Origin of the sequence: Actinoalloteichus caeruleus, from assembly GCF_049311605.1 — a bacterium.
Lineage (GTDB): Bacteria > Actinomycetota > Actinomycetes > Mycobacteriales > Pseudonocardiaceae > Actinoalloteichus_B > Actinoalloteichus_B caeruleus.
The window spans coordinates 6,038,838-6,060,580 of the sequence record NZ_CP186005.1; the positions used below are offsets into that span (position 1 = coordinate 6,038,838).

The 21,743-nt window shown below is 73.5% G+C and carries 20 protein-coding genes; 10 read left to right on the forward strand and 10 right to left on the reverse strand.

What is annotated here, in order from left to right:
* The first annotated feature begins 51 nt into the window (after positions 1-51).
* The 3 genes from ACOJVX_RS25125 (at position 52) to ACOJVX_RS25135 (ending at position 1,879) form a co-directional block, all read left to right on the forward strand.
* Positions 52-750 carry a MerR family transcriptional regulator gene (locus ACOJVX_RS25125; RefSeq protein ID WP_418155377.1) on the forward strand — a complete coding sequence of 233 codons (699 nt, stop codon included), beginning with the start codon at positions 52-54 and terminating at the stop codon, positions 748-750.
* A 53-nt stretch (positions 751-803) separates the two neighbouring features.
* Complete coding sequence (locus tag ACOJVX_RS25130; protein ID WP_422647130.1) at positions 804-1,160, forward strand: hypothetical protein; 357 nt, start codon at positions 804-806, stop codon at positions 1,158-1,160.
* Between the two features lie 134 nt (positions 1,161-1,294).
* Positions 1,295-1,879 (forward strand): putative immunity protein, encoded by a 585-nt coding sequence (locus ACOJVX_RS25135; protein WP_418155379.1) that lies wholly within the window; start codon positions 1,295-1,297, stop codon positions 1,877-1,879.
* A 493-nt stretch (positions 1,880-2,372) separates the two neighbouring features.
* Here the strand turns inward: ACOJVX_RS25135 and ACOJVX_RS25140 are convergent, their stop codons facing one another.
* Positions 2,373-2,783, reverse strand: coding sequence for a RidA family protein (locus ACOJVX_RS25140; RefSeq protein WP_016700003.1), 411 nt, complete (start codon positions 2,781-2,783; stop codon positions 2,373-2,375).
* 94 nt (positions 2,784-2,877) lie between these two features.
* Between ACOJVX_RS25140 and ACOJVX_RS25145 the strand changes: the two genes are divergently transcribed.
* From ACOJVX_RS25145 to ACOJVX_RS25155, 3 genes are all read left to right on the forward strand, one after another.
* Positions 2,878-3,267 carry a winged helix-turn-helix transcriptional regulator gene (locus tag ACOJVX_RS25145; protein WP_016700004.1) on the forward strand — a complete coding sequence of 130 codons (390 nt, stop codon included), beginning with the start codon at positions 2,878-2,880 and terminating at the stop codon, positions 3,265-3,267.
* A gap of 441 nt (positions 3,268-3,708) precedes the next feature.
* On the forward strand, positions 3,709-4,527 hold the full coding sequence (locus ACOJVX_RS25150; protein ID WP_030106440.1) for an LLM class F420-dependent oxidoreductase: 819 nt from the start codon (positions 3,709-3,711) through the stop codon (positions 4,525-4,527).
* A gap of 835 nt (positions 4,528-5,362) precedes the next feature.
* Positions 5,363-6,325 carry a TetR/AcrR family transcriptional regulator gene (locus tag ACOJVX_RS25155; RefSeq protein ID WP_418155380.1) on the forward strand — a complete coding sequence of 321 codons (963 nt, stop codon included), beginning with the start codon at positions 5,363-5,365 and terminating at the stop codon, positions 6,323-6,325.
* 125 nt (positions 6,326-6,450) lie between these two features.
* Here ACOJVX_RS25155 and ACOJVX_RS25160 read toward each other — a convergent pair whose 3' ends face one another.
* Positions 6,451-7,032 carry a TetR/AcrR family transcriptional regulator gene (locus ACOJVX_RS25160; RefSeq protein ID WP_016700007.1) on the reverse strand — a complete coding sequence of 194 codons (582 nt, stop codon included), beginning with the start codon at positions 7,030-7,032 and terminating at the stop codon, positions 6,451-6,453.
* The gene (locus tag ACOJVX_RS25165; protein ID WP_418155381.1) at positions 7,029-7,433 is read right to left on the reverse strand and encodes a DMT family transporter; all 405 of its coding nucleotides are present in this window, start codon (positions 7,431-7,433) and stop codon (positions 7,029-7,031) included. The genes ACOJVX_RS25160 and ACOJVX_RS25165 overlap by 4 nt, the downstream gene beginning before the upstream one ends.
* Before the next feature lie 157 nt (positions 7,434-7,590).
* On the opposite strand from ACOJVX_RS25165, the gene ACOJVX_RS25170 reads away from it, so the two are divergent.
* On the forward strand, positions 7,591-9,903 hold the full coding sequence (locus ACOJVX_RS25170; protein ID WP_026417923.1) for a (Fe-S)-binding protein: 2,313 nt from the start codon (positions 7,591-7,593) through the stop codon (positions 9,901-9,903).
* A gap of 51 nt (positions 9,904-9,954) precedes the next feature.
* On the opposite strand, the gene ACOJVX_RS25175 is transcribed toward ACOJVX_RS25170, so the two are convergent.
* The 4 genes from ACOJVX_RS25175 to ACOJVX_RS25190 form a co-directional block, all read right to left on the reverse strand.
* Positions 9,955-12,735, reverse strand: coding sequence for a MinD/ParA family ATP-binding protein (locus ACOJVX_RS25175; protein ID WP_422647131.1), 2,781 nt, complete (start codon positions 12,733-12,735; stop codon positions 9,955-9,957).
* Positions 12,732-13,151: a hypothetical protein gene (locus ACOJVX_RS25180; RefSeq protein ID WP_418155385.1), complete on the reverse strand. Its 420-nt coding sequence runs from the start codon at positions 13,149-13,151 to the stop codon at positions 12,732-12,734. The genes ACOJVX_RS25175 and ACOJVX_RS25180 overlap by 4 nt, the downstream gene beginning before the upstream one ends.
* Before the next feature lie 128 nt (positions 13,152-13,279).
* A complete protein-coding gene (locus ACOJVX_RS25185; protein WP_016700599.1) occupies positions 13,280-13,933 on the reverse strand; it encodes a response regulator in 654 nt (217 codons plus the stop codon).
* A gap of 65 nt (positions 13,934-13,998) precedes the next feature.
* Positions 13,999-15,240: a sensor histidine kinase gene (locus ACOJVX_RS25190; protein ID WP_418155386.1), complete on the reverse strand. Its 1,242-nt coding sequence runs from the start codon at positions 15,238-15,240 to the stop codon at positions 13,999-14,001.
* A 193-nt stretch (positions 15,241-15,433) separates the two neighbouring features.
* Here ACOJVX_RS25190 and ACOJVX_RS25195 point away from each other — a divergent pair, with 193 nt between their 5' ends.
* A complete protein-coding gene (locus tag ACOJVX_RS25195; protein ID WP_051313585.1) occupies positions 15,434-16,150 on the forward strand; it encodes an ABC transporter ATP-binding protein in 717 nt (238 codons plus the stop codon).
* Positions 16,141-18,399 carry an FtsX-like permease family protein gene (locus ACOJVX_RS25200; protein WP_422647132.1) on the forward strand — a complete coding sequence of 753 codons (2,259 nt, stop codon included), beginning with the start codon at positions 16,141-16,143 and terminating at the stop codon, positions 18,397-18,399. Before ACOJVX_RS25195 ends, ACOJVX_RS25200 begins: the two co-directional genes overlap by 10 nt.
* 79 nt (positions 18,400-18,478) lie before the next feature.
* On the opposite strand, the gene ACOJVX_RS25205 is transcribed toward ACOJVX_RS25200, so the two are convergent.
* Positions 18,479-18,673, reverse strand: a complete 195-nt coding sequence (locus tag ACOJVX_RS25205) for a hypothetical protein (protein ID WP_035275363.1) — start codon at positions 18,671-18,673, stop codon at positions 18,479-18,481.
* Between the two features lie 558 nt (positions 18,674-19,231).
* Here ACOJVX_RS25205 and ACOJVX_RS25210 point away from each other — a divergent pair.
* Positions 19,232-19,453: a hypothetical protein gene (locus ACOJVX_RS25210; protein ID WP_026417920.1), complete on the forward strand. Its 222-nt coding sequence runs from the start codon at positions 19,232-19,234 to the stop codon at positions 19,451-19,453.
* A gap of 64 nt (positions 19,454-19,517) precedes the next feature.
* Here ACOJVX_RS25210 and ACOJVX_RS25215 read toward each other — a convergent pair whose 3' ends face one another.
* Together ACOJVX_RS25215 and trmB are read right to left on the reverse strand one after the other, a co-directional pair.
* Positions 19,518-20,819 (reverse strand): nitric oxide synthase oxygenase, encoded by a 1,302-nt coding sequence (locus ACOJVX_RS25215; RefSeq protein WP_418155390.1) that lies wholly within the window; start codon positions 20,817-20,819, stop codon positions 19,518-19,520.
* A gap of 163 nt (positions 20,820-20,982) precedes the next feature.
* Positions 20,983-21,693: a tRNA (guanosine(46)-N7)-methyltransferase TrmB gene (trmB, locus tag ACOJVX_RS25220; protein WP_030106427.1), complete on the reverse strand. Its 711-nt coding sequence runs from the start codon at positions 21,691-21,693 to the stop codon at positions 20,983-20,985.
* Positions 21,694-21,743 lie beyond the last annotated feature (50 nt).

Sequence of the window (21,743 nt, forward strand, 5' to 3'; positions counted from 1 at the left end):
GGCGAGGAACTACCCCGTTCGCGGAAGTCGAAGTCTCACGAGGAGGACCCCGTGCGTCCTGTCGACCTCGCTCGGGAGCACGGGCTGTCCACCCAGGCGATCCGCAACTACGAGGACGCCGGCGTCCTCCCGCCGGCCGAACGCAGCGGGAGCGGCTACCGCCGCTACACCCCGCTGCACGCGCAGGCCCTCCGGGCGTTCCTCGCGTTGCGCGGCGGGCACGGCCACCAGGCCGCCGTGGAGATCATGCGGGCCACCCATCGCGGCGACAGCGACTCCGCCTACCGGCTCCTCGACGCGGCACACGTCGCGCTGCTCACCGAACGCGACACCCGCCTCGAGGTCGCCGCCGCCCTCGAGGCCCTGTCCACCGGTGCCCCGACCCCGATCCGGGGGCGTGCGCTGACCGTGGGGGAACTCGCGCGCCGGCTCGACCTGCACCCGGCGACGCTGCGCACCTGGGAGACGGCCGGCATCCTGCGTCCCACCCGCGACCGGGCCACGGGGCACCGGGAGTACGGACCGGACGCCGTGCGCGACGCCGAGATCGCACGGCAGCTGCGCCGGGGCGGCTACCTGCTGCACCAGGTCGCCCGGTTCCTCGAATCCCTGCGTGAGGCGGGCGACCCGGCCGCCTTGGCCGACTTCCTCGACTCCTGGCAGGGCCGACTGACCGCCCGGAGCCGCCACCTCCTCGCCGGGGCAGCCCAACTCGACGCCTACCTCTCCCTGGTCGAGAGGACGAACTGAGGTTCCCGGAAATCGCCCGTCGATGTTCGGCGAGCGGAGGCGCCTTCTTCAGCGTGTACTGGAACATGAACGGCGTCGGGCTCGTCACGCAGGCGCTGAACGGCAGGATCACCGCTTGGTTCGATCACCGCTACCCTCGTGCGCCTGATCTACACCAGCACGAGATCCGCCCGGAGTGGGCGCTCGGCCCTGACGTGGACCTCGACCTCGCCCGCCCGACCTGCCTCGCGCAGCTCGAGCGCCAGACCGGCGTCCCCGTCGATCCGCGCTGGCTCCAGCGGTGGCTGCCCACGTACTCGATCCCCGATCCGCACCTGCTCTACGGGGCGTGCCGCACGTGGATCGGCCGTGGTGGACGGCGGTCGCGCCGGCCGCACGCTCCGCTGGGGGCCGGATCGGCGGCGGGGTGAACCGCCAGCGGGCACGCGCCCGAACGGCGATCCACCCACCTCTGCGGTGCCTCCCTGTTCGACACTCCGCCCACGCCGTGCTGGCACTCCCGTCGCCAAGGCTCAACCGGTACTCCAACGATACGGTCGCAGGAGTGGATGACGGCGGTACCGACGAGAGCCTGACGGTCGACCTGAGCACGGCGGACCTGCGCGCGGTCGCGGGTTTCGCGGTGGCCTGCGCCCTTCCGGCGTTGGCGATATTCGAACGGCACCGTCCCGACGACCCGCGTCCGCGTGCCGCGATCGACGCCGCACGGGAGTTCGCCGGCGGGGCCAGGCGGACGAAGGTGATCCGGGACGGCGCCTGGGCGGCGCTCCGCGCGTACCAGGAGGCCCGCGACGCCGGGCAACCGTCGGCGGGGGAGGCAGCGCGTGCCGCGGTCGCCTCGGCCAGCGCGGCGTTCCTGCACCCCCTGGCGAAGGCGACCCAGGTCAAGCACATCCTCGGTTCGCCAGCCCACGCGGCGCGGGCGTTCGAGCTCGACGCCGGTGGCGACCCAGGGGTCGCCGCCGACCACCTCGTCCGGGCCCGGGGACTGGCCGGCCCCCTCGTGGTGGACGTCCTGACCCGCTACCCGGCGGCCCCGGGAGGCGGGGGCCGGGTGGGTGAGCTCCTGCGTGCGCTGGACACGTCGTTGCGGGAGCTGGCGGCGGGCAGCGACGCGGTCCGGTCCTGATCGAACTGGCGCAGGGCCCGCCCCTGCCGTCACTCGGGGGCCGGCGACACCGGCCGGGAGGAAGCTCTTGGAGGATCTTCTCGGCGTGGAACGCGCGGAGCTGCCGGGCCCGGTGCCACCGCCAGGGCGCGCTCGCCCCACACCGCTGACCTGCCGCACGACCGGCAGCTGCCACCTGATCGGTCTGGACACGCTGGGCTCCTGGCGCCGTCCTGCCCCCGTCGTGCCCTGTCCGTGGCCTCCGCCCAGCTCGCTCCCTTCCAGCGATGGGCGCCGCGTGGGCAGAGTTGGCGGAGCGGGGACGTCCACCGCGCGGGCACTGGCCGAAATCGGCTCGGACCCTGGCCGTCCCCGGCGATGACCTCCGGCCGGACCTGCCACCGCGTGGCCTCCCGCCCGGGCGGGGTCCGGCCAACCGGACCTCAGCCGACCGCCACCGAGCCGGGTCCAGCGTTCGTTCGGGGGAACGCGGGACCCGGCCCTCCGGACGGCGTCAGTCGAGCACGGCGTCGGCCTCGACCTCGACGAGGACGTCCGGTTCGAAGAGGTAGTCGACGCCGATCAGCGAGGCCGGGGGCAGCGGGCTCGGAAGCCCGATCTCGTCCGCGACCTGCTGGATCCCGGCCACGAAGGCATCCATCTTGTCCGGCGCCCAGGCGACGGCGTAGAAGCGCAGCCGCACGACGTCGGCGAAGGTCGCGCCGGCGCCGGCGAGGCCCCGCGCGGTGTTGCGCAGGGCATGGGCGACCTGCCCGGCCAGGTCGCCGGTGGCGAGGGGGTTGCCCTCGGCGTCACGGGCGATCTGACCCGCCACGTGGATCTGCCGGGATCCCGTGCCCACCGAGACGTGGTGGTACGGGACCGGCTGGAACATTCCCTCGGGTGTCAACAGCCGCACGGCCATGGTTCGCCCTTTCGATCGAGGAACACGAGCAGGAACCAGCTGGTATCGAATGTGTACCTGGTATCCGAAGGGCACTTCAACGAGACTAGGTGTCGTGCAGGAAACCACCCCCTCCGCCCCGGAGCACCCGAAGGTCACCACCGAACACCGCGAACTGCTGGACCAGGTGCTCGACAAGTGGTCGCTGCTGGTGCTGGACACGCTGTGCGAGCGCCCGCGCCGCTTCAACGAGCTCCGCCGAGCCATCCCCCTGGTCACACAGAAGTCGCTGACCACCACCCTGCGCCGGCTGGAACGCAACGGCATGGTCGAACGGATCGTCACGGCCACCCGTCCCGTGGCGGTCGAGTACCACATCGCGCCGCTCGGGAAGACACTCCAGGACCTGATCGACGCCCTCCTGGGCTGGAGCTCGACGAACCTGCCGGCCGTCCGCCGGGCTCGGGCCCGGTTCGACGACGAGGCCGACCCAGCGAGCGGGTAGCACCAGCGGCTGGCCGTCCCCGGGTGGCGCAGCACCTCGACGTCGTGCTGGTGGGACTCGCCCCAGCCTCGCCTGCCACCCGGGCCCCCACGCGACCACCGGGGTCCGGGCGACCGGTGGTCCCAGGACGCGCATCGCCCGACCGCTTCGGCGAGAACCGGCGAGGGCGCCGACAGCAGCAGCGCCGGGCCAGGTGTCGGTGTCGGTGTCGGTGTCGGGCGACCGTCGGGCATGCCGGCGTTCGACTCGCGAGCACCAGGACGGGCGTCGGGCTGCCCGTCCGCCTCGGGCCGCCCCTCACCGCCAGCGCGCGCCCGTCCGGCCCTGGTCGCGACGTCCGGGCGGCGAGCTGACACCCGCGGACCGCCGCCGGTGCTGGCACGGATCAGCTCGTCCTCGTGGACATCGGCGCCGCCGGGCGGATCGTGTTTCCCTCGAAGGATGAAGTTCGGAGTCTCCACCTTCGTCACGGACGAGAGCATCCGCCCCGTCGACCTGGCCACCGCCCTGGAGGAGCGCGGCTTCGACGCGTTGTTCCTCGCCGAGCACTCCCACATCCCGGCAAGCCGGGAGAGCCCCTATCCGGAGGGCGGTGAGCTCCCACGCAAGTACTACCGCACCCTCGACCCCTTCGTGGTGCTCAGCGCGGCCGCCGCCGTCACCCGGCGGCTCGTGCTCGCCACCGGGATCGCGCTGATCCCGCAACGGGACCCGATCCACACCGCCAAGGAGGTCAGCAGCCTGGACCTCATCTCCGACGGCAGGGCGATCCTGGGCGTCGGCGGCGGCTGGAACAAGGAGGAGATGCGCAACCACGGCACCGACCCGGCCACCAGGGGCGCCCTCCTCGACGAGCGGGTGCTGGCCATCCGGCGCATCTGGACCGAGGAACTGGCCGAGTTCCACGGCGAGCACGTCGACCTCGACCCGATCTACCAGTGGCCCAAGCCGGTCCAGACGCCGCATCCGCCGATCTACGTGGGCGGCGAGAGCCGGGCGGCGCTCCGCCGGTTGGCCGAGTACGGGGACGGATGGCTGCCCCGGGCCAACACGCCACGACTGGCGGCCCGCGTCACCGAGGTCCGGGCGAAGGCCGGGAGGGACCTGCCGGTGACCGTCTTCGGCACTCCCGACGACCCCGCGACGATCTCCGAGCTGGCCGAGGCCGGCGTGGGCCGGTGCCTGTTCGACCTGGAGACGGCGGGGCGTGACGAGACCCTGCGCAGGCTCGACGCCCTGGCCTCGCTCGCCTCCACCTGAACACCGGCGTCCCGTTCGGAGCCGCCGGGAGGAACGACCAGGTCACGGGGCTGTCCCCGCCCGCTGTCGCCAGTCTCGGCGCTCCGACGCCGCGCCAGGACGCCACCGGCGCTCCCCGGCGGCGTGAGGGAACCCCGCGTCCGGTTCCGTCACGCGCCGATCGCCCGGAGAAAGCAGCGAGCTGAGCCTGTTCCCATTCCACCGAGGCCCGCCCCTTGATCCGGCGAATTCTCCTTCCCTTTCCGCCGTCGGCCGACTCCGCATTCGCCCCACGAGGAATGGTGAGCCCACTCCGGAGCGATGCCACTCCTCGGGCCTTCTCGCTTCCTCGCCGGCACGGGAAGCGGGCGGGACACCCTTCCCGCCCGTGGGCATTCGAAGCCGAGTGGCGGGATGCCGCCCCTCGGCGGCGCGTGGCCTGGCTCCCTCCGACGAGCTAGACGCCATCCTTCCACCGGCTGACCAGGCCCGGTTCGCGCGGTGGCGGCCGGCGCGCCGCCGTGGTAGCGCCCGTGCGGACGACGGCGGAATCGGGTTTCCGACGACCATCCACGCATCGCGCGTGCGCTGGCGTCCGCCGGGTGAGGGAAAACCAACCCGCGCCGCCTCGACGTTCGGGGAAATCGCCTCCCCGCTCCGGTTCACCCCGCTCGCCAGGAATCGGGAACGCCGTCGCGCCCGCGTTCCCCGGCCGAATCCGCACCGCCCCCGCCTCAGCGGCGCAAGTCGACGCCGAAGCCGACGGGACGCGCCGAGGGCGGAGGTGTGCGCCGTACACCACGGGTGTGGGCTGTATACATACTCCGGGTAATCGTCGAGGACCGGTGGACGTGGGATGGCGGCGAAGAGCACGAACCAGGAGACGTTCGCGCACGGCATGGCGCTGTTGTGGGGGACCACCGGCGACTCCGACCGTGGCCGTCGACCTCGGTTGACGCGGGAACGGATCGCGGAGACCGCGATCGGCATGGCCGACGCGGGTGGGCTGGCGGCGGTGTCGATGCGCGCCGTCGCGACCAGGCTCGGTTTCACGGCGATGTCGCTGTACCGCCACGTCCCCAGCAGGGACGACCTGGTGGACGTGATGGTGGACCGCGCGTACGGGGAGCTCTCGCTCTTCTACGACCTGGCCGGTGGCTGGCGGGCGAGGCTGGAGGCCCGTGCCCGCCAGGACTGGGACTTCTACCACCGCCACCCCTGGGTCCTGGAGATCTCCACGCACCGGGCGGTTCCCGGGCCCAACATGCTCGCGGCCCACGAGGCCGCGTTGGACGTCCTGCTGGCGACGGGGCTACCGGAGGACGAGCTGGTCAACCTGGCCCAGGCCGTGGACGGCTACGTCCGGGGTTCCGCCAGGCTGTCGGTCGAGGGTGCGGGCACCTGGGAGGACGGCTGGCGGTCAGCGGGTTCGCCGTTCTGGCGGCGTTTCGACCTGACCAACCACCCGAGCCTGGCCAAGGTGGCGGCGGCCGGAGCGTCCCCCGAGCCCCGGTCGGCGTTCGAACTCGGTCTGGCACGGCTGCTGGACGGCGTCGAGTCCCTGGTCGCCGCCCAGGAGTCCCAGTCGCGGGAGGCGCTGTCGCGGGAGGCGCTGGAACCTGGCTCCGCGACGGGGACGGTCGTCCCCCGGAACCACTCGCGGTGCCTCAGCTGCGGAGCCGAACTGGTCCTCGCGCCGACCGGCCGGCGCCGCAGCTACTGCTCGCGTGCCTGCCAGCAGCGTGCCTACCGGGCGCGCCGGGCGGGCGGCGGCGACCGCCCCCGGCCCCACGGCCGCACCGGGTCGACCGCGCCCTGACCCCTCGCCCCCGCCCCGGCGGAGGGCCCCCGCCCTGGCCGGCAGCTCCCGGCCGGCCCACCAGGCTCGGGGGAACCGATTGCGGCCCGGTCAACCGTCCGACTCGGTCAACGGTGAGGGGGCGGTCAACCGTGGGGCGCGGCCGGTCCGGTGTCGGAGCCGCTGACCCGCACGACGTGCCCGAGCAGCGCGCGCATCTCCGCCTCACTCGGCGGCTCGTCCGACAGCAGGGACTGCAACAGCAGGCCGTCCACGGTCGCCACCAGGGCGCGCCGGGCCGTCTCGTCCGGTACCACCGGTCGGAGCACCTCGGAGAGGGCGTCCAACCACTGTCTGGCGATCGGGCGGAGCGCGGGCCGGCGGGCCGCCTGGAGGTACAGCTCGTACTCGGCGATGGCCCGCCCCCGGTGGACGGTGACGTAGTCGGCCAGGGCACGGACCGGATCGGTCGCGGTCCGCCGCACCTGGTCGAGCAGACCGCCCGCGCTGTCCTCCACCGATGCCCGGAGCGCGCCGACCATGAGGTCGTCCACGGTCGCGAAGTGGTAGGCCGTAGAGGTCGGCGACACGCCGGCCTCCGCGGCCACCGCGCGGTGGGTCAGCCCGGCCACGCCCTCCCGTTCGACCACCCGGACGGCGGCGGCGACGATCAGCGCACGGCGCCGGTCACCCCTGGCCACCCGTCCGTCCCGCGACTCCGCCGTCACCCCTGCGCTCCCGCCCTTCCGTTCCCGCCCGTGTCCAGGTCCGCCTCGGCGGCGACCGAGGACGACGCCCCGGGGTCGCCGTGCCCGCCCCCGAGTTCGAGGAGCACGACACCTCCCACCACGAGGACCAGGCCGGCGATCTTGACCAGCGTCAGCTGTTCACCGAGGAACAGCGCCCCGATCACGGCGACGGCGGCCACCCCGATCCCGGCCCACATCGCGTAGGCGGTGCCGATCGGCATCCCCCGCTTCAGCACCTCGGCCAGCGTACGGAAGGCGATCACATAGCCCACCACCACGATGATCGAGGGGATCAGGCGGGAGAAGCCCTCGGAGAAGCGGAGGGCGACCGTCGCGGTCACCTCGGCGGCGATCGCGACGGCGAGCAGCAGGTAGACCATGCGAACCCCCTAACAATCAGAACATTTGTTCCATATTATGCACGGCCGCACGGTCGGAGGCCGCGAAAACTGGGCACACCGACAGCGCCAGGAGTTATTACCGGCCGGTAACCTGGTCTAGGCTGCGGGGAACAGTCCCGATCAGGAGGCCGGAAGCATGGGCGCTCTCCAGCTCACCCTCGTGGCGATCTGCCTCGCCGCCACGGCGTACGCCGTCACCCTGTTCGTGCGCGCCATCACCCGCATGGTCAAGACGATCCGCCTCGGGCAACCGGACCCGACGAGGAACGGACCGTGGGGGTCCCGGCTGCGCACCATGCTGACCGAGGCACTCGGCCACACCCGGATGCTGAAGTGGGGCGTCGTCGGTGCCGCGCACTGGTTCGTCGCGGCCGGCTTCGTCCTCCTCGTCCCCACCCTCGCCACCGGGTACGGCCAGCTCTTCGACCCCACCTTCGCGTTGCCGCTGATCGGGCACTGGATCGTCTTCGAGGTCGTGATCGAGTTCTTCGCCGCGGCCACCCTGATCGGCATCCTCACGCTGATCGTGATCCGGCAGCTCAACCACCCGCGCCGCCCCGACCGCGTGTCCCGCTTCGCCGGGTCCAACTTCCGGCAGGCCTACTTCGTCGAAGCGGTGATCCTCGTGATCCCGCTGTGCGTGCTGCTGCTCCGGGGCCTCGAAGGCGCGCTGCTCGGCGCCGACTCCTACTCCGCGAGCTTCCTGGCCAGCTACCCCCTGGTCCTGGCCTTCTCCGGCGCCTCGACCGGCGCCCTCGAAACCGGGGTCCTGCTCGTCGCCACGGCGAAGGTCCTCGTCTCGATGCTCTGGTTCGTCGTCGTCGCCAGGAACATCACGATGGGCGTCGCCTGGCACCGGTTCGCGGCCTTCGTCAACATCTACTTCAAGCGGGAACCCGAAGGCGGCCAGGCCCTCGGCGCGCTGCGACCGATGATGAGCGACGGCAAGCCCCTCGACCTGGAGGAGGCCGACCCGGACACCGACACCTTCGGGGCCGGCAAGGTCGAGGACTTCACCTGGAAGGGCTGGCTGGACTTCACCACCTGCACCGAGTGCGGGCGCTGCCAGTCCCAGTGCCCCGCCTGGAACACCGGCAAGCCCCTCTCCCCCAAGCTCGTCATCACCGCCCTCCGCGACCACGCCTACGCCAAGGCCCCCTACCTGATGGCCGGCGGCCGGAAGGACATGGCCGGCGACGAGGTCGGCATCACCGGCGACGGCGCCGAGGCCCGCCTCGCCGGCATCGACGCCCTCGCCCTCGCCGAGGCCGACCGGCCCCTCATCGGGGAACCGGGCGAGAACGGCGAACTCGGCGGAGTCATCGACCCCGAGGTGCTGTGGTCCTGCACCACCTGCGGGGCCTGCGTCGAGCAGTGCCCGGTGGACATCGAGCACGTCGACCACATCGTCGACATGCGCCGCTACCAGGTGCTCATCGAGTCGAACTTCCCCACCGAGCTCGGCGGCATGTTCAAGAACCTGGAGAACAAGGGCAACCCCTGGGGCCAGAACGCCAAGGACCGCCTCGCCTGGACCGAGGACCTCGACTTCGAGGTCCCCGTGTTCGACGGCGAGCTCGCCGACGACGTGGAGTACCTGTACTGGGTCGGCTGCGCCGGGGCCTTCGAGGACCGCGCCAAGAAGACCACCAGGGCGGTCGCGGAACTCCTGCACACCGCCGGCGTGAAGTACGTGGTGCTCGGACCGGAGGAGAGCTGCACCGGCGACCCGGCGCGACGGGCCGGCAACGAGTTCCTGTTCCAGATGCTCGCCCAGCAGAACGTCGAGGTGCTCAACGGCGTCTTCGAGGGCCGCCCGGCCGGCCGGCGCAAGATCGTCGCCACCTGCGCGCACTGCTTCAACAGCCTCGCCAACGAGTACTCAGAACTCGGTGGGAACTACGAGGTCGTCCACCACACCCAGTTGCTGAACCGGCTCGTCCGCGAACGACGGCTCACCCCGGTGGCCCCCATCGCCGAGGACGTCACCTACCACGACCCCTGCTACCTGGGCCGCCACAACCAGGTGTACTCGCCGCCCCGCGAGCTGGTCGGCGCCTCCGGTGCCTCCCTGCGGGAGATGCCCCGGCACGCCGACCGGTCGATGTGCTGCGGGGCCGGCGGCGCCCGGATGTGGATGGAGGAGCGCATCGGCAAGCGGATCAACGTGGACCGGGTCGACGAGGCGCTGGGCACCGCCCCCTCCAAGATCGCCACCGGGTGCCCGTTCTGCCGGGTGATGCTCACCGACGGCGTCACCCAGCGGCAGAACGAGGGCACCGCCGGCGAGAACGTCGAGGTGGTCGACGTGGCGCAGCTGCTGCTCTCCGCCGTCCGCCGGGGGCAGGGGAGCGACGGGGCCGGCACGACGCCGGACGGACGGGCCGACGTGCCCACCGACGAGACGTCGACCGGCACGCCACTGCCCGACCAGGACGCCAGGAGCTGAGACGGCGGTGGGAGGGGCGTCCCCGCGCGGCGCCCCTCCCACCCGCTCCCGTCAGCGCCGTCCCGCGCCCCCGGGGGACGAGCCGCGCACCAGCTTCGCCACACCCAGCACCCTGGGTCGGCGGGTGGTCGCCTTGAAGTTCAGCCCGTGCCGGTAGATCTCGGGCATCCAGTACTCGTTCTCCACGAGGAACACCACCCCGTTCGACTCCAGCAGGGCGATGTCCTCCAGGCTCAGCCCGACGTCCTCCCGCCGGAACGGCACCTTCCGCCCCTCGTGGTCGAGGGTCCGCATGTGATCGAAGACCTCCTTGATCGTGCGGATCTCCTCCTGGATCGCGAATATCTTCTGGGCGCTGCACGCAGGTAGCGCCCGCCGCATGGACGTCGGGGTCAGCAGCCGGTCGGTCCACTTCGTCGGGGAGGGGTCGTCGGCGGACTTCTCCGCCGCCTCCTTGAGGAAGAAGACGATGTCCCGGGCCTGGATCTGCTGGTTGAAGTCGGACAACGCGGCGAGGAACCAGGCCTGCGAGCCCGCCTCCCTGCTCCGCGCGGAACCCAGCCGCTCCCCCCACAACGAGAGGAGGTGCTCGGAGAGGACGTCGTGGCCAGCCGACTGCACGAGGTCCTCGCTCGCCATCGGCAACGCGCGGGAGTGGTGGCAGACCCAGGCCACCAGGCGCAGCGCCTCCACCTGGTCCCAGCGCAGCTCGAACTGCTGGTACCGAGCGAGGAACTGCGCCGTGTTCTGGGTGATGGCGTACTGCACCAGATCACGGCGAACGAAGATGACCAGCCCGAGCGGCCGGCCTCGGAGCTTGCGCATCCACTCCATGCAGGTGGTCAGCAGCACCCGGAGCGCCTGCTGTTGGCGGGGCTCCCGGCTGATCCCCTGGAAGAGGTCCTCCAGGCCGTCGACCACGAAGATGGCGCTACGCCTTCGGGCCAGCTCCACCAGGTCGTCCTCGGCGGTGTCGGGCTCCGCCGGGATGCCCACCGAGCGGGCGAGGACGGTGAGCCAGATCCGCCGCCAGTCGCCGTCGGTCCGGTCCTCCTTCAGCTTCTTGTCGATGAACTCCTTGGGGTCGCGCGCGGGAACCTCGACCTCGGCCCCCTCCACGCTGGCCAGCCGGTTCGCCGCCGAGCGGCGGATCTCGTCGATGTCCTGCCCGATGTCATCCTTCAGGTACTGGGAGGACAGGACGGGAACGATGTCCGCGTCCAGCTCGATGTCCCGGACACCCAGGTCTGCGCCGAAGGCGCCCCAGGTCCGCCGCCGGCAGAGGGACAGGAAGGTGAAGGTCTTCCCGGACCCCTTCGCCCCCACGACCACCTCGACCGGGGCCTCGGTGCGGTGCGCCGAGGCCAGGTTGACGAGGGAGTTGGTGCGGAGGAAACCGGCGTCCTCGTCCTGCTTCATCGCGGTTTCGGCGTAGGTCAGCAACCGGGCCCGCTCGGCCAACCAGCGGCGGCGGTCCGGCAGGCTGGGCCGACCCGAGGGCGACACGTCCGCCACCGGCTCCGGGGTGACCCCGGCGCGGAGGTTGTCGGCGAGGCCGGCCACCACGCGCCCCAGGCCAGCCCGGTCGCTGGCGGCGGCGACCCCGTCCCAGGAGGCGGGGAGGGCCAGCAGCCCAGGCGAGAACGGGCTCCGGAGCGGCGTCGTGACCAGCAGCTCGGTGGTCGGGTCCTCCTCCCCGGCCATCTCCTCCGCCCCCGCCCCGCCCTTCATGATCCGGGTGACAGCCTCGGCGAGCCGCGCCGCCGCGTCCTCCACGACGCCGTCGTGCACCGAGTTCTGGTACTGGGTGACGATCACGGTCGGGACCGGGTCGTCCTCCGCGGTGCTGGGCGCCCGGCGGCGCACCTCGTCCAGCATTGCCACCGTGCCCCGGACGGACTGGTCGCTGGCCGTGGTGACGAACACGCGGTGCACGCGGGGGTCGAGCAGCGCCGGCGCGCTCAACTCGCTCGCCCCGGCGCGCAGGTCCACCAGGGCGGTGCCCGCACCGAGTGCGTGGGCGAGCCTCGCCAGGGATTCGGTGAGGAAGTAGCGGGAGCGGCTGGGGGTCAGCAGGTCGCCCGGCGCCAGGCGAGGTGGTTCGGTCCGGTTCGGGTCGCGCCGGGCCGGCAGCAGCAGGACCCCGTCGATCTCCTGGTTGGCGAGGTGCCTCCTGGCCACGGCGACGGCGCGGTCCGGTTCGTCGGCCCCGTGCAGCAGGGCGAGGAAGTCCTCGAAGGAGAAGGTGATGCGGTTGCCCTGCGCCTCCAGCATCCAGGTGATCCCCGGTGCCTCCAGGTCGGCGTCCACCAGCAGCACCCGCTGCCCGCTCGCGGCGACGGCCCGCGCGGTCGCCACGCAGTGCGTGGTCCGCCCCACGCCTCCCTTGAAGGAGTGGAAGGCCGCCACGTTGACGCCGTGCGGCAGTTCGGCGTTGTTCGGTCGTGGCAGTGCCTCACCGACCTCCCTGGTCACCCGGTTCTCGTTCCACTTCGGCCGGCGATACCGCCTTCCCGAGTCGTGGTCCGGGGCCGCGCGGGTCAGGACGACATCGAGCCCGTTCGCACCGTCGACGCCGCCATCCTCGAGCAGCAGCCGCTCCGCCTCCCGGTCGACGGTGAGGCGGCCCAGGGTGTCGCCGAGGTAGTCCCAGACCTGTCCGAAGGTGACCTGCTGGTCGAGCGTCAGCTCCAGGGAATCCCAGTAGGCGTCCACCTCCACCAGCCACTCCGGCCACTCCCCCTCGGCCGCCAGGTCCCGGAACCACTGCTCCACGTCGAACCAGGTGAAGAACGTGGGCGCCTCGGGGTGCCAGTTCTCGGTCGTGGTCACGAGCCTCCCTCCTTGACGGCCCACTGGACGAGCCGGTCGAGTGCTGCCACGGCCCTCCGTTCCTCCTCCGCGTCCAGCCGCACCCCGTACCGCCACGCCTCGTGCAGCTCGTGGTGCCGGACGGAACCGGACCCGTGTCGCCGGCAGGCGCGCAGTTCCCGGTAGTCGGCATCGGCCAGCCGGAGCTCCTTGGCGAGGGACCGCAGGTCGTGCCCGCTCTCGCCCTTCCTCTGCTGGGGCGGCAGGTCATCGGTGGTCCGGCCGTTCCGCCGGCGGAGCAGCGCGTGTTTCAACCCGCACTCCGCCGCGTAGTACCGCAGGAGGTGCGCCGGGGGACTCTCCTTGATGGACTCGGCCGCCTCCCGGAGCTGCCGGCAGCTCCGGGACAGATCACCGGCCCGAACAGGAATGGACACGGCGTCACGCTACTAGCCCTGGAGAGTCGTGCGAACACCCAGGGTGACGACCTCACGACCATTTCGCCTACTGTCCCCTGTAGACAGGAGTGCGCTGGCGCGGGAGGAGTCTGGGGCTCCTGCCCCCGTCAGTCCTCCATCAGGCCGGAACGCCAGGCCCAGGCGGCCACCTCGACGCGGTTCCGCGCGCCCAACTTCCCCTGCACCGAGGCCAGGTGCGTCTTCACCGTCGACAGCGACATGAACAGCTTCCCGCCGATCTCGGTGTTGGTCAGCCCGTTCGCCACCGCCCGCACCACGTCCAGCTCCCGGTCGGTGAGGGAGACGTCCGGCCGGCGCTGGCTGGTGCGGCGCCCCGACTGGTAGTGCTGGAGCAGGCGCACCGTGATCTGCGGCGACACCAGGGCGTCGCCGCGCACCGCCGCCCGCACCGCCTCCACCAGCAGGGCCGGCCCCGCGTCCTTGAGCAGGAAGCCCGAGGCCCCGTAGGACAGGGCGCTGGAGACGTACTCGTCGAGGTCGAAGGTGGTCACGACCACGACCTTGACCGGGTCGGCGACCTCCGGCCCCGCCAGCTGCCTGGTCGCCTCCAACCCGTCGAGCCGGGGCATCCGGATGTCCATCAGGCACACGTCGGGTCGCAGTGCCCTGGCCTGGTTGACCGCGTCCACACCGTTGGAGACGTCGGCCACCACCTCGATGTCCTGCTGCGCGTCCAGGATCATCCTGAACCCGGCGCGCACCATCTCCTGGTCGTCGGCGATCAGCACCTTGATCGTCACTGGCACCTCGGCTGTCTGTCGGTTCGGAAGACGTCTGCTGCTCGCTGCCGGAACGGGAGCCCCCACTAGCTGTCGGAGTCGTTCTCCGCCCGGATCGGCAGCCACGCCCAGACGCGCCAGCCGCCGTAGTCGCCGGGCCCCGACTCGAACTGCCCCCCGAGCAGTTCCACCCGCTCCCGCATGCCCACCAGACCGTAGCCCCCGGAACCCCCCACCGGTTTCTCGGCCTTGCCCCGGCCGTCGTCGGTGACCCGCACCTCCAGGCCGCCGTCCCGTTCGACCACCCGGACCACCACCGAGGTCAGCGCGGCGGCGTGCTTGCCCGAGTTGGTCATCGCCTCCTGCACCAGCCGCAGCACCGACCGGCCGAGCTCCGGGGGAACCGGCTGGAGCTGGTCCATCTCCAGGATGACCGGGATGCCGTTGCGGGCCGCGTCCACGGTGAGCCGCCGCAGGTCCGCGTCGAGGTCGGTGGTGGCCTGCTCGGTGGCGTTGGAGGAACCCGCCGCCGGTGCCCCCCGCATCGTGCCCACCAGCCGTCGCATCGCCGCCAGCGACTCCACCCCGCTGCGCTCGATCAGCTCCAACGCCCGCAACGCCACCTCGGGGTTGTCGGAGGCCACCACCCGGGCGGCCTGCGCCTGCACGACGATCCCCGTCACGTGGTGGGCCACCACGTCGTGCAGCTCCCGGGCGAGGGCCATCCGCTCCGCCTGCTGCGCCGCCGACACCTCCTGGCTCACCGAGTGGCGTCGTTCGCTGTCCCGGCTCTTGAAGTAGAGGCCGGTCACCACCGACACGACGAGCAGCAGCGCGCCGATCGGGGAGAACTGGAAGAGCGTGGCCAGCCCCCGTTCCAGTCGCGGGCCGCTGGACACCGTGATCAGCACGGACAGGGCGGCGGTGAGCGCTCCGACGCACCACCAGGCGACCCGCCGACCGCTGAACCGCACCACGTAGGCGGTCAACACCATCGCCGCCGCCAGCTTCACCCCCAGGTTGCCGGCCACCGCGGTCTCCAGCCCGTCCCGGAACGCGTCCTGGGCGACCGGGACGACGGCGACGATCGACAGCGCGCCGAGCAGGGCCGCCTGCACCGGGCGGCGCGGCGCCACCACGGCGAACAGGGCCGTCAGGGCGGCGCTGAGCGCGTCCAGCGTCCCGGCCGGCCCCTGCCGGAGGGAGGCGTAGCCGCTGAGCGTGAGCAGGAACCCGAAGAACAGGACCAGCGGCCACTGCTGGCGCAGCAGGCCACGCAGGTTCCGGTTCGGTGGCGCCGGCTCGGTGAGCGGAGGAGGGAAAGCCACAACACGTCAAGGTACGGAAGTCCGCTGCCCGCGACGTCAGCCGACCGGTGCGGGATGTCGGCCGATCGGCCGAGGGGAGAACCGCGCTTCCCGACCGTGAGGAGGAAGTGGGCGGAAGGCGCGGGACGGCAGGATGCTCCCTGCCCGGCGCCATCGGGGGGCGCCGGGCCTTGGTCATGGGAAGGGGACAACGGTGGTGAACGCCGGCGCCCACCTCGGCGGATCCGGTCGGGGCGACACCGTGCTGCGGGGCAGTGGACTGACGAAACGCTACGGGCGCACCGTCGCGCTGCGGGACGTCGACCTCGGGATCCGGGCCGGGGAGGTCGTGGCGGTCGTCGGCCCCTCCGGCTCGGGCAAGACCAGCCTCCTCCACGTCCTGGCGGGAATCCTGCCGCCCGACCAGGGCACCGTCATCCTGGACGGCCACCGGATCGACTCGCTCAGCGAGCGGAGGCGGAGCGAGCTGCGGCGGCGGGCCTTCGGTTTCGTGTTCCAGGGCGGCATGTTGGTCCCCGAGCTGACGGCGTTGGAGAACGCCGCGTTGCCGCTGCTGCTGGCCGGCGTCTCCCGGGCAAGGGCGACCGAGACCGCCGGCACCTGGCTGAACCGGCTGGGACTCGGCGACCTGACGGGCCACCGGCCCCGCGAGCTGACCGGCGGGCAGGCCCAGCGGGTGGCCGTCGCCCGAGCGCTCGGGCACTCACCCCGGGTGGTCTTCGCCGACGAACCCACCGGCGCCCTGGACAGCGGGACCGGGCGGGACACCGTCGACGCGATGCTGGACGCCGCCCACACGACCGGGGCGGCCGTCGTCCTGGTCACCCACGACTCCTCGGTGGCCGCCCTGGCGAGCCGGCGGCTGGTCCTGCGGGACGGGCGGCTCAGCGCGGAGCGGGCGTGCGCGTGAACGCCGTCCGCCTGGCGCTGCGGGTCCTGGTGGCCGACCGGCGCGCCCTGGTCGCGACCTTGCTCACCGCACTGGGGGTCGCAGCCACGACCGCGCTGATCACCCTCCTGGTCACCCTCCCGTCAGCCGCGTTGGACCGCTCGGCCCGCGCGTCCTGGCAACACCCTGCCGACGACGGCGCCCGGCCGGCTCGCGCGCTCGTGCTCACCACGCCGGACGTCGTCGGCGACCGCGCCATCACCAGGATCGACGTGGCCCCGGCCAGAGGGGACATCTCCCCCGACACGATCCCCGTCCCCCCGGGTGTGCCGCGCTTCCCCGAACCCGGCGAGGTGCTGATGTCCTCGGCGCTGGCGGAGCTCGCGGCCGACCTCCCGTACCAGGACCTGGCCGTGCGGTTCGACGGCGAGGTGGTCGGGACGGTCGAGGAGGCCGCTCTGGCGCACCCCGACCAGCTGCTCGCGCTGGTCGGCCACGAACCGGGGACGCTGCCGGCCTTCTCCGCCGCCGTCCCCGGCCTGGCGGTCCACGGCGGCGAACCCGACCTCCCGCTGCTCGCCGTCGCCGGCCTCGGCGTCGTGGCCCTCGGTGTGCCCTGCCTGGTGCTGATCGCCTCGGCCGCCCGGCTGGCGGCGGCCCGCCGGTCCCGGCGGCTCGCGGCGTTCCGGCTCTCGGGAGCCACTCCCTGGCAGGTCACAGCGATGGCGGCGACCGGAGCCGCGGTGGCGGGCGTCCTCGGCACGGCGGCCGGCCTGGTGGCGGGTGCCCCGCTGCGCGCGCTGGCCGCACTGGTGCCGTGGGGGGACGGCCCTTGGTCGCCGGACGACCTGGCGCCCCCCGGTCCGATGACGCTCCTCGTGGCCGTCCTGGTGCCCCTGGGTGTCGTGACCGCCTCGGTGGTAGGAACGCGCCGGGCGGCGCGGTCGCCGTGGGGCTCGGCCGGCGAGCGGCGGTGGGAACGGCCGTCCCCGTGGCGGTGGGTGGCGCCCGTGCTCGCCCTGGCGGTCCTCCTGTGGGGGGTGAACGCGTCGGGGGAGCACGCGCTCCCGCTGGCGGTGCTGGGGCTGGTGGCCTTCCCCCTGTCGGTGTCCCTCGTCGGCCCCTCACTGGCAGCCGCGCTCGGTGGTGCCTTCGCGCGGCTCTGGCGTGGACCGGCCGCACTGCTGGCCGGCCGCCGGCTGCTGGCCGACCCCGTGGGCGCGTACCGCGCCGGGGCCGGGCTGGTCCTGACCGTGTTCCTGGCGTCGACCACCCTCACCCTGCTGTCCAACCCACCCGGTCCCACCTCAGGTGAGCGTCCGGTGGCCGACTCCGTCCTCACCGTCGACCTGCCCAGCACCCGGGCCGTGCCCATCGCCGACGCCGTCCGCACCGGTCTCGACGAGCGGGGGATCGAGGCCACCGTCGCCGTCGCGGGACTGGCGACCGTGGCGGGCCACGGGCTCGCGCGGTGGGACGCGCTCGTGCTGCCCTGTGCCGAGGCCGTCCCCTTCGGTCGGGTCAGCTCCGGGGACTGCGCCGGCTCCCCGGCCGTGCTCCTCGCCGGCGGCGGCGCGGCGGACGTCCGCCCCCGGGTGGTGCGGCACTCGGCTGGCGGCGGTCACCTGGCGGGTGACCAGCTGGCCTTGGCGGGCGCTGATCACCTGGTCCGCCGGGTGGAGCGGGACGGAGCACCGCCGGCGGAGGGCTGGGCGCTGGTCGACCCGTCGGCGCTGGCCGACCCCGGCGCGCTCACCGAGGCCGCCGTGCTGGTGACCACGACCTCCGGGACCAGGGAGGCGACCAGGGGGGTCCTGGGAGGGGCCGCGCCCGGCCTCGCCGTCGACAGCGGCGCCCAGCGGAGGGCCGTGGCGGACCAGCTCCACGAGGAGCTGCGCTGGGCCGCGGCGCTCGGTCTGCTGGGGGCCGGGCTGCTCGCGGGGTGCGGGGCCGCGTTGAGCGCCGCCGGGTCGATCACGGACCGGCGGCGGACGATCGGGGCCCTGGTGGCGGCGGGGGCCTCGGTGCGGGCCCTGAGGCGGGCGTCGCGGCTGGAGGCGGCGGTGCCGAGGCTGGTGGCGAGCCTCGTGGCCTCCGGCGCGGGATTCCTCGTGGGAGCGGCGGTGCTGTCGCGGTGGGACCTGGCCCCCTCGCCGAACGGCTGGCTGGTGCTGCCCGTCGCCGTGGGATCGCTGGCCGCGGTGGTCGCCGCCGCCACGGCCGGTCCCGCCCTCCGCTCCGCCAGCCGGGAACCGCTGGCCGGCCAGTGACGGGGGCCGTCCGGTGTGACGGCACCGGGGGGCGCTGGCGCACCGGGAATGCCCGACATGGCCCGGTGGCCCGGCCAGCTCAGGTGGGCGGGGTGAGCCCCGGTACCCGACCGGACTCGCCGCACCACCGGCACGGTCGCAGCTGGGGCAGGGACCGCCCCGAGCCGCCGATCACCGCGCACACCGGCTCCAGCAGGTGCCCCTGACCACCGCAGTTGTGGCACATCGTGCTCTGCCGGGCGGTGGGCTCGCTACCCTCTCGGCGCTTCGACATCCGACAACCTCCCGGCTCCGCTCGGTGTGGTGCGCCCGCACCAGGTGACCCGGGTCCAGCGCCGGCCCGTTCCCGGGTGGGCTGCGACCGGTCGGGCCAGTCAGCGTCCCAGGCTACGGACGGGTGCCGTCGATCGCCCCCGCCCCCCGCTCCCGGGCGGCGAACGCGGACCTCCGGTCGGCCGGTGACACCGACCCGTCCGGCCGCCGTCGGCCGGGGGACGCCAGCCGGCCTCTCGCCGACGCTTCGTCGGGGAGGCGGTCGAACGCCGTTGGCGGCCTCCCACGCGCCCACCCGGCCCGGTGCGGACGGGTCGACCGCCGGCTCCCCGCCGGAAGCCGGTTCCGGGCTGCCTCCGCCCCGCTGCCGTTCGCGGCCACGGCCTCCGCCCCGGTTCCCCCGCCGGCCCGCCCCCGGAACGCCTCGGGGTTCGGGGTCAGGGAAGTCCCCCTCGGCCGATCGGTGCGCGGTCCCGGCTCATCGACCGATTCGCCGAGCCGCCGCGGCGACGACAGTGGGACATGACAACGGAACACACCGAACGACGAGGAGACAACGATGCTCACGATGGCCTTCACCTGGACCGCCGTCCTGTTGGCGCTGGGCGTGCTGCTGCTGATGGCGCTGAGCCCCGTACTGCCGGACGTCGCCGAGCGGCAGGCGCTGCGCGCCGAGGAGAAGGAGGAGCGGGCGGCCCGGCGCGCCACCGCCGAGCGTGCCCGCCGCGCCAGCCGCCGCCCGGAGGCCCTGGTCCTCAACGGTTCCCTCTCCACCCGGTGACCGGCCGGGTCCCCGCACGGGGCTCCCGCGCCCGACGGTTCACCACCCCTCCTGAGCCGGCCGATCAGCCGGGGGCCGGGGCGACGGACACCGTCCCCGGCCCCGGCAGAGCGAACAGCCGGTCCGGCTCCACGACGAAGCACGCCGGGCCCCGCGAGCCGCGCCAGGCCCGGAGCCGCGAACACCGGCGTTCCGCCGGCCCGACCCGGCCGGCCAGGCCCACGCCGGCCGCGGCGAACGAGTGCCCCACCGCCCGTTCCAGCTCCTCCAGTCCCCGCCCGGGTTCGGGGGCCGCATCCACCTCGCGAGCCCACCGGCTCGCCACCTCGGCCTCGGCCCCGAACCCCGCCGCCGCCCCGAGCCTGGCCGCGATCTCCCAGGCCCCGTAAGGGGTGTTGAACGGCGCGGCCGGGTAGACGACGCCTCCGACCCGCAGCGCCAGTCCCGTGACGGCCCGCGTCGCGTGCCAACGGAGCCCGAGTTCCGGGAACCAGTCGCACTCCGGATGTTCGAGCGGCACCTCGTACACCGCGTCCCGGGGGACGTCGAAAAGCATCGGGCTGGCCCCGCCGGACGCGATCGCCAACGGCAGCTGGTCGAACCGCCCCGGCCGCAGCGGACGTCGCCAGCCCAGTCCACCGAGCGACCGGGTGATCCCCACATGCCGGGCGTCCCCGACGACGGCGCCCCCGGACCGCTCGTAACCCGCGTACCCGACCAGCTCCAGGTTGTGCACCCTCGCGGCCGGCTCACCGGGGAGGTCAGGCCCGAACACGGTCACCACCGGCCTGACCTGGCCACCGCTGGGAGGTGGGGCACCGGCCCCGGCCCGGCCCGCCGGGGAAGACGGGGGGACGACCGCCGTCCGCAGGTGGTCCGCGCAGCCCGCGGCGACACCCGCCGGGTCACGCACCACGCGCAGGTCCCTGACCACCAGGTCCCGCCAGCCCACTCCCGGGGGGCAGTGGCCGCTTTCCCGGAGCGCGAGCCAGGCCCCGAACCTCAACTCCTCGCCGGTGTGGGTGTAGGTGCCGGTGCGGGCCACCTCCCGCCTGACCTGGTCCACCCTGCTCGACAGGGCACTCAGGTCGGTCTGGCCCGCGTGGTGGAGCCGCAGGAACGCGACCGCCTCCGCGACCACCCGCTCGTCACGGGCGGCCTCACCCCCGCCGTCGAGGAGGCGCCGGGGCCGGCCGGGAAACGCCCCGCCCGACGGGGTCACCTGGCTGGGAGAACCGCGATCGCCGGCCCGGGGGCGGTCCGCCGGGTGGTCCAGGCGGACGACCGCCCCGACCGCCGCCCGCGACGCGGCGACCGACGGGGGGCGGTGGGGCGAGGACACGGAGTTCCGGTGCGAGGCGGACACGGACCGGAACGTAGTTCGGCTCCCCGTTCACGCGTCACTGCCGGACGGGTCATCCTGCTCAGGGCAGCGGGGCCACCCGTTCGAGCGGTGACCTGCGAAGAGTGATCTCTTTCGTCGCCCGGACCCCGACACTTGATGACCGGTTCGAGTGATCCCGACCGGCTCAGACCCGTTCGAAGAACAGGTCCCGCACTACGCGGCCCTCCTCCGTCGCCCGCTGCTCGAACTTCGTCACCGGGCGCCAGTCCGGCCGGGGAGCCCACCCGCCCGGTTCGTCCGCGTACCGGTTCCGCAGCGACGGTTCCGCCGAGCACACCGCCATCATCTGGGCCGCGTAGTGCTCCCAGTCGGTCGCCAGGTGCAGCAACGCGCCCGGCGCGAGGCGAGAGGCCAGCAGCCGCACGAACTCCGGCTGCACGAGCCGCCGCTTGTGGTGCCGCTTCTTCGGCCACGGGTCGGGGAAGAAGATCCGGGCTCCCCCGAGGGAGTCCACCGGGATGTTCGAGGACAGCAGCCGCACCGCGTCACCGCGCACCGCCCGCAGGGTGCCGACCTGGTGTTGTTCGCACCGCAGGAGCAGCTGGGCGAGCCCCGGCTTGTACACCTCGACGGCCAGATAGTTCAGTTCCGGCTCGGCGGCGGCCAGCTGGGCGGTGGTCTCCCCCATCCCGGAGCCGATCTCCAGCATCAGCGGCGCGGACCGGCCGAACCAGCCCTCGACGTCCAACGGGCCGTCGGGAAGGCCGTCCCCGTCCCTGCCCAGCTCGGCCCAGTACGTGTCCCAGGCACGCTGCTGTCCGGTGGTCATCCGCTCGCCCCGCTGGACGTAGCTGACCACCCTCCTCAGGTGCGGTGCCTGCTCGGTCACCGGCATCGCTGCGACCGCTCCTCTCCCTGCTCGCTTGGTCCTCCGGTCGGGTGCGG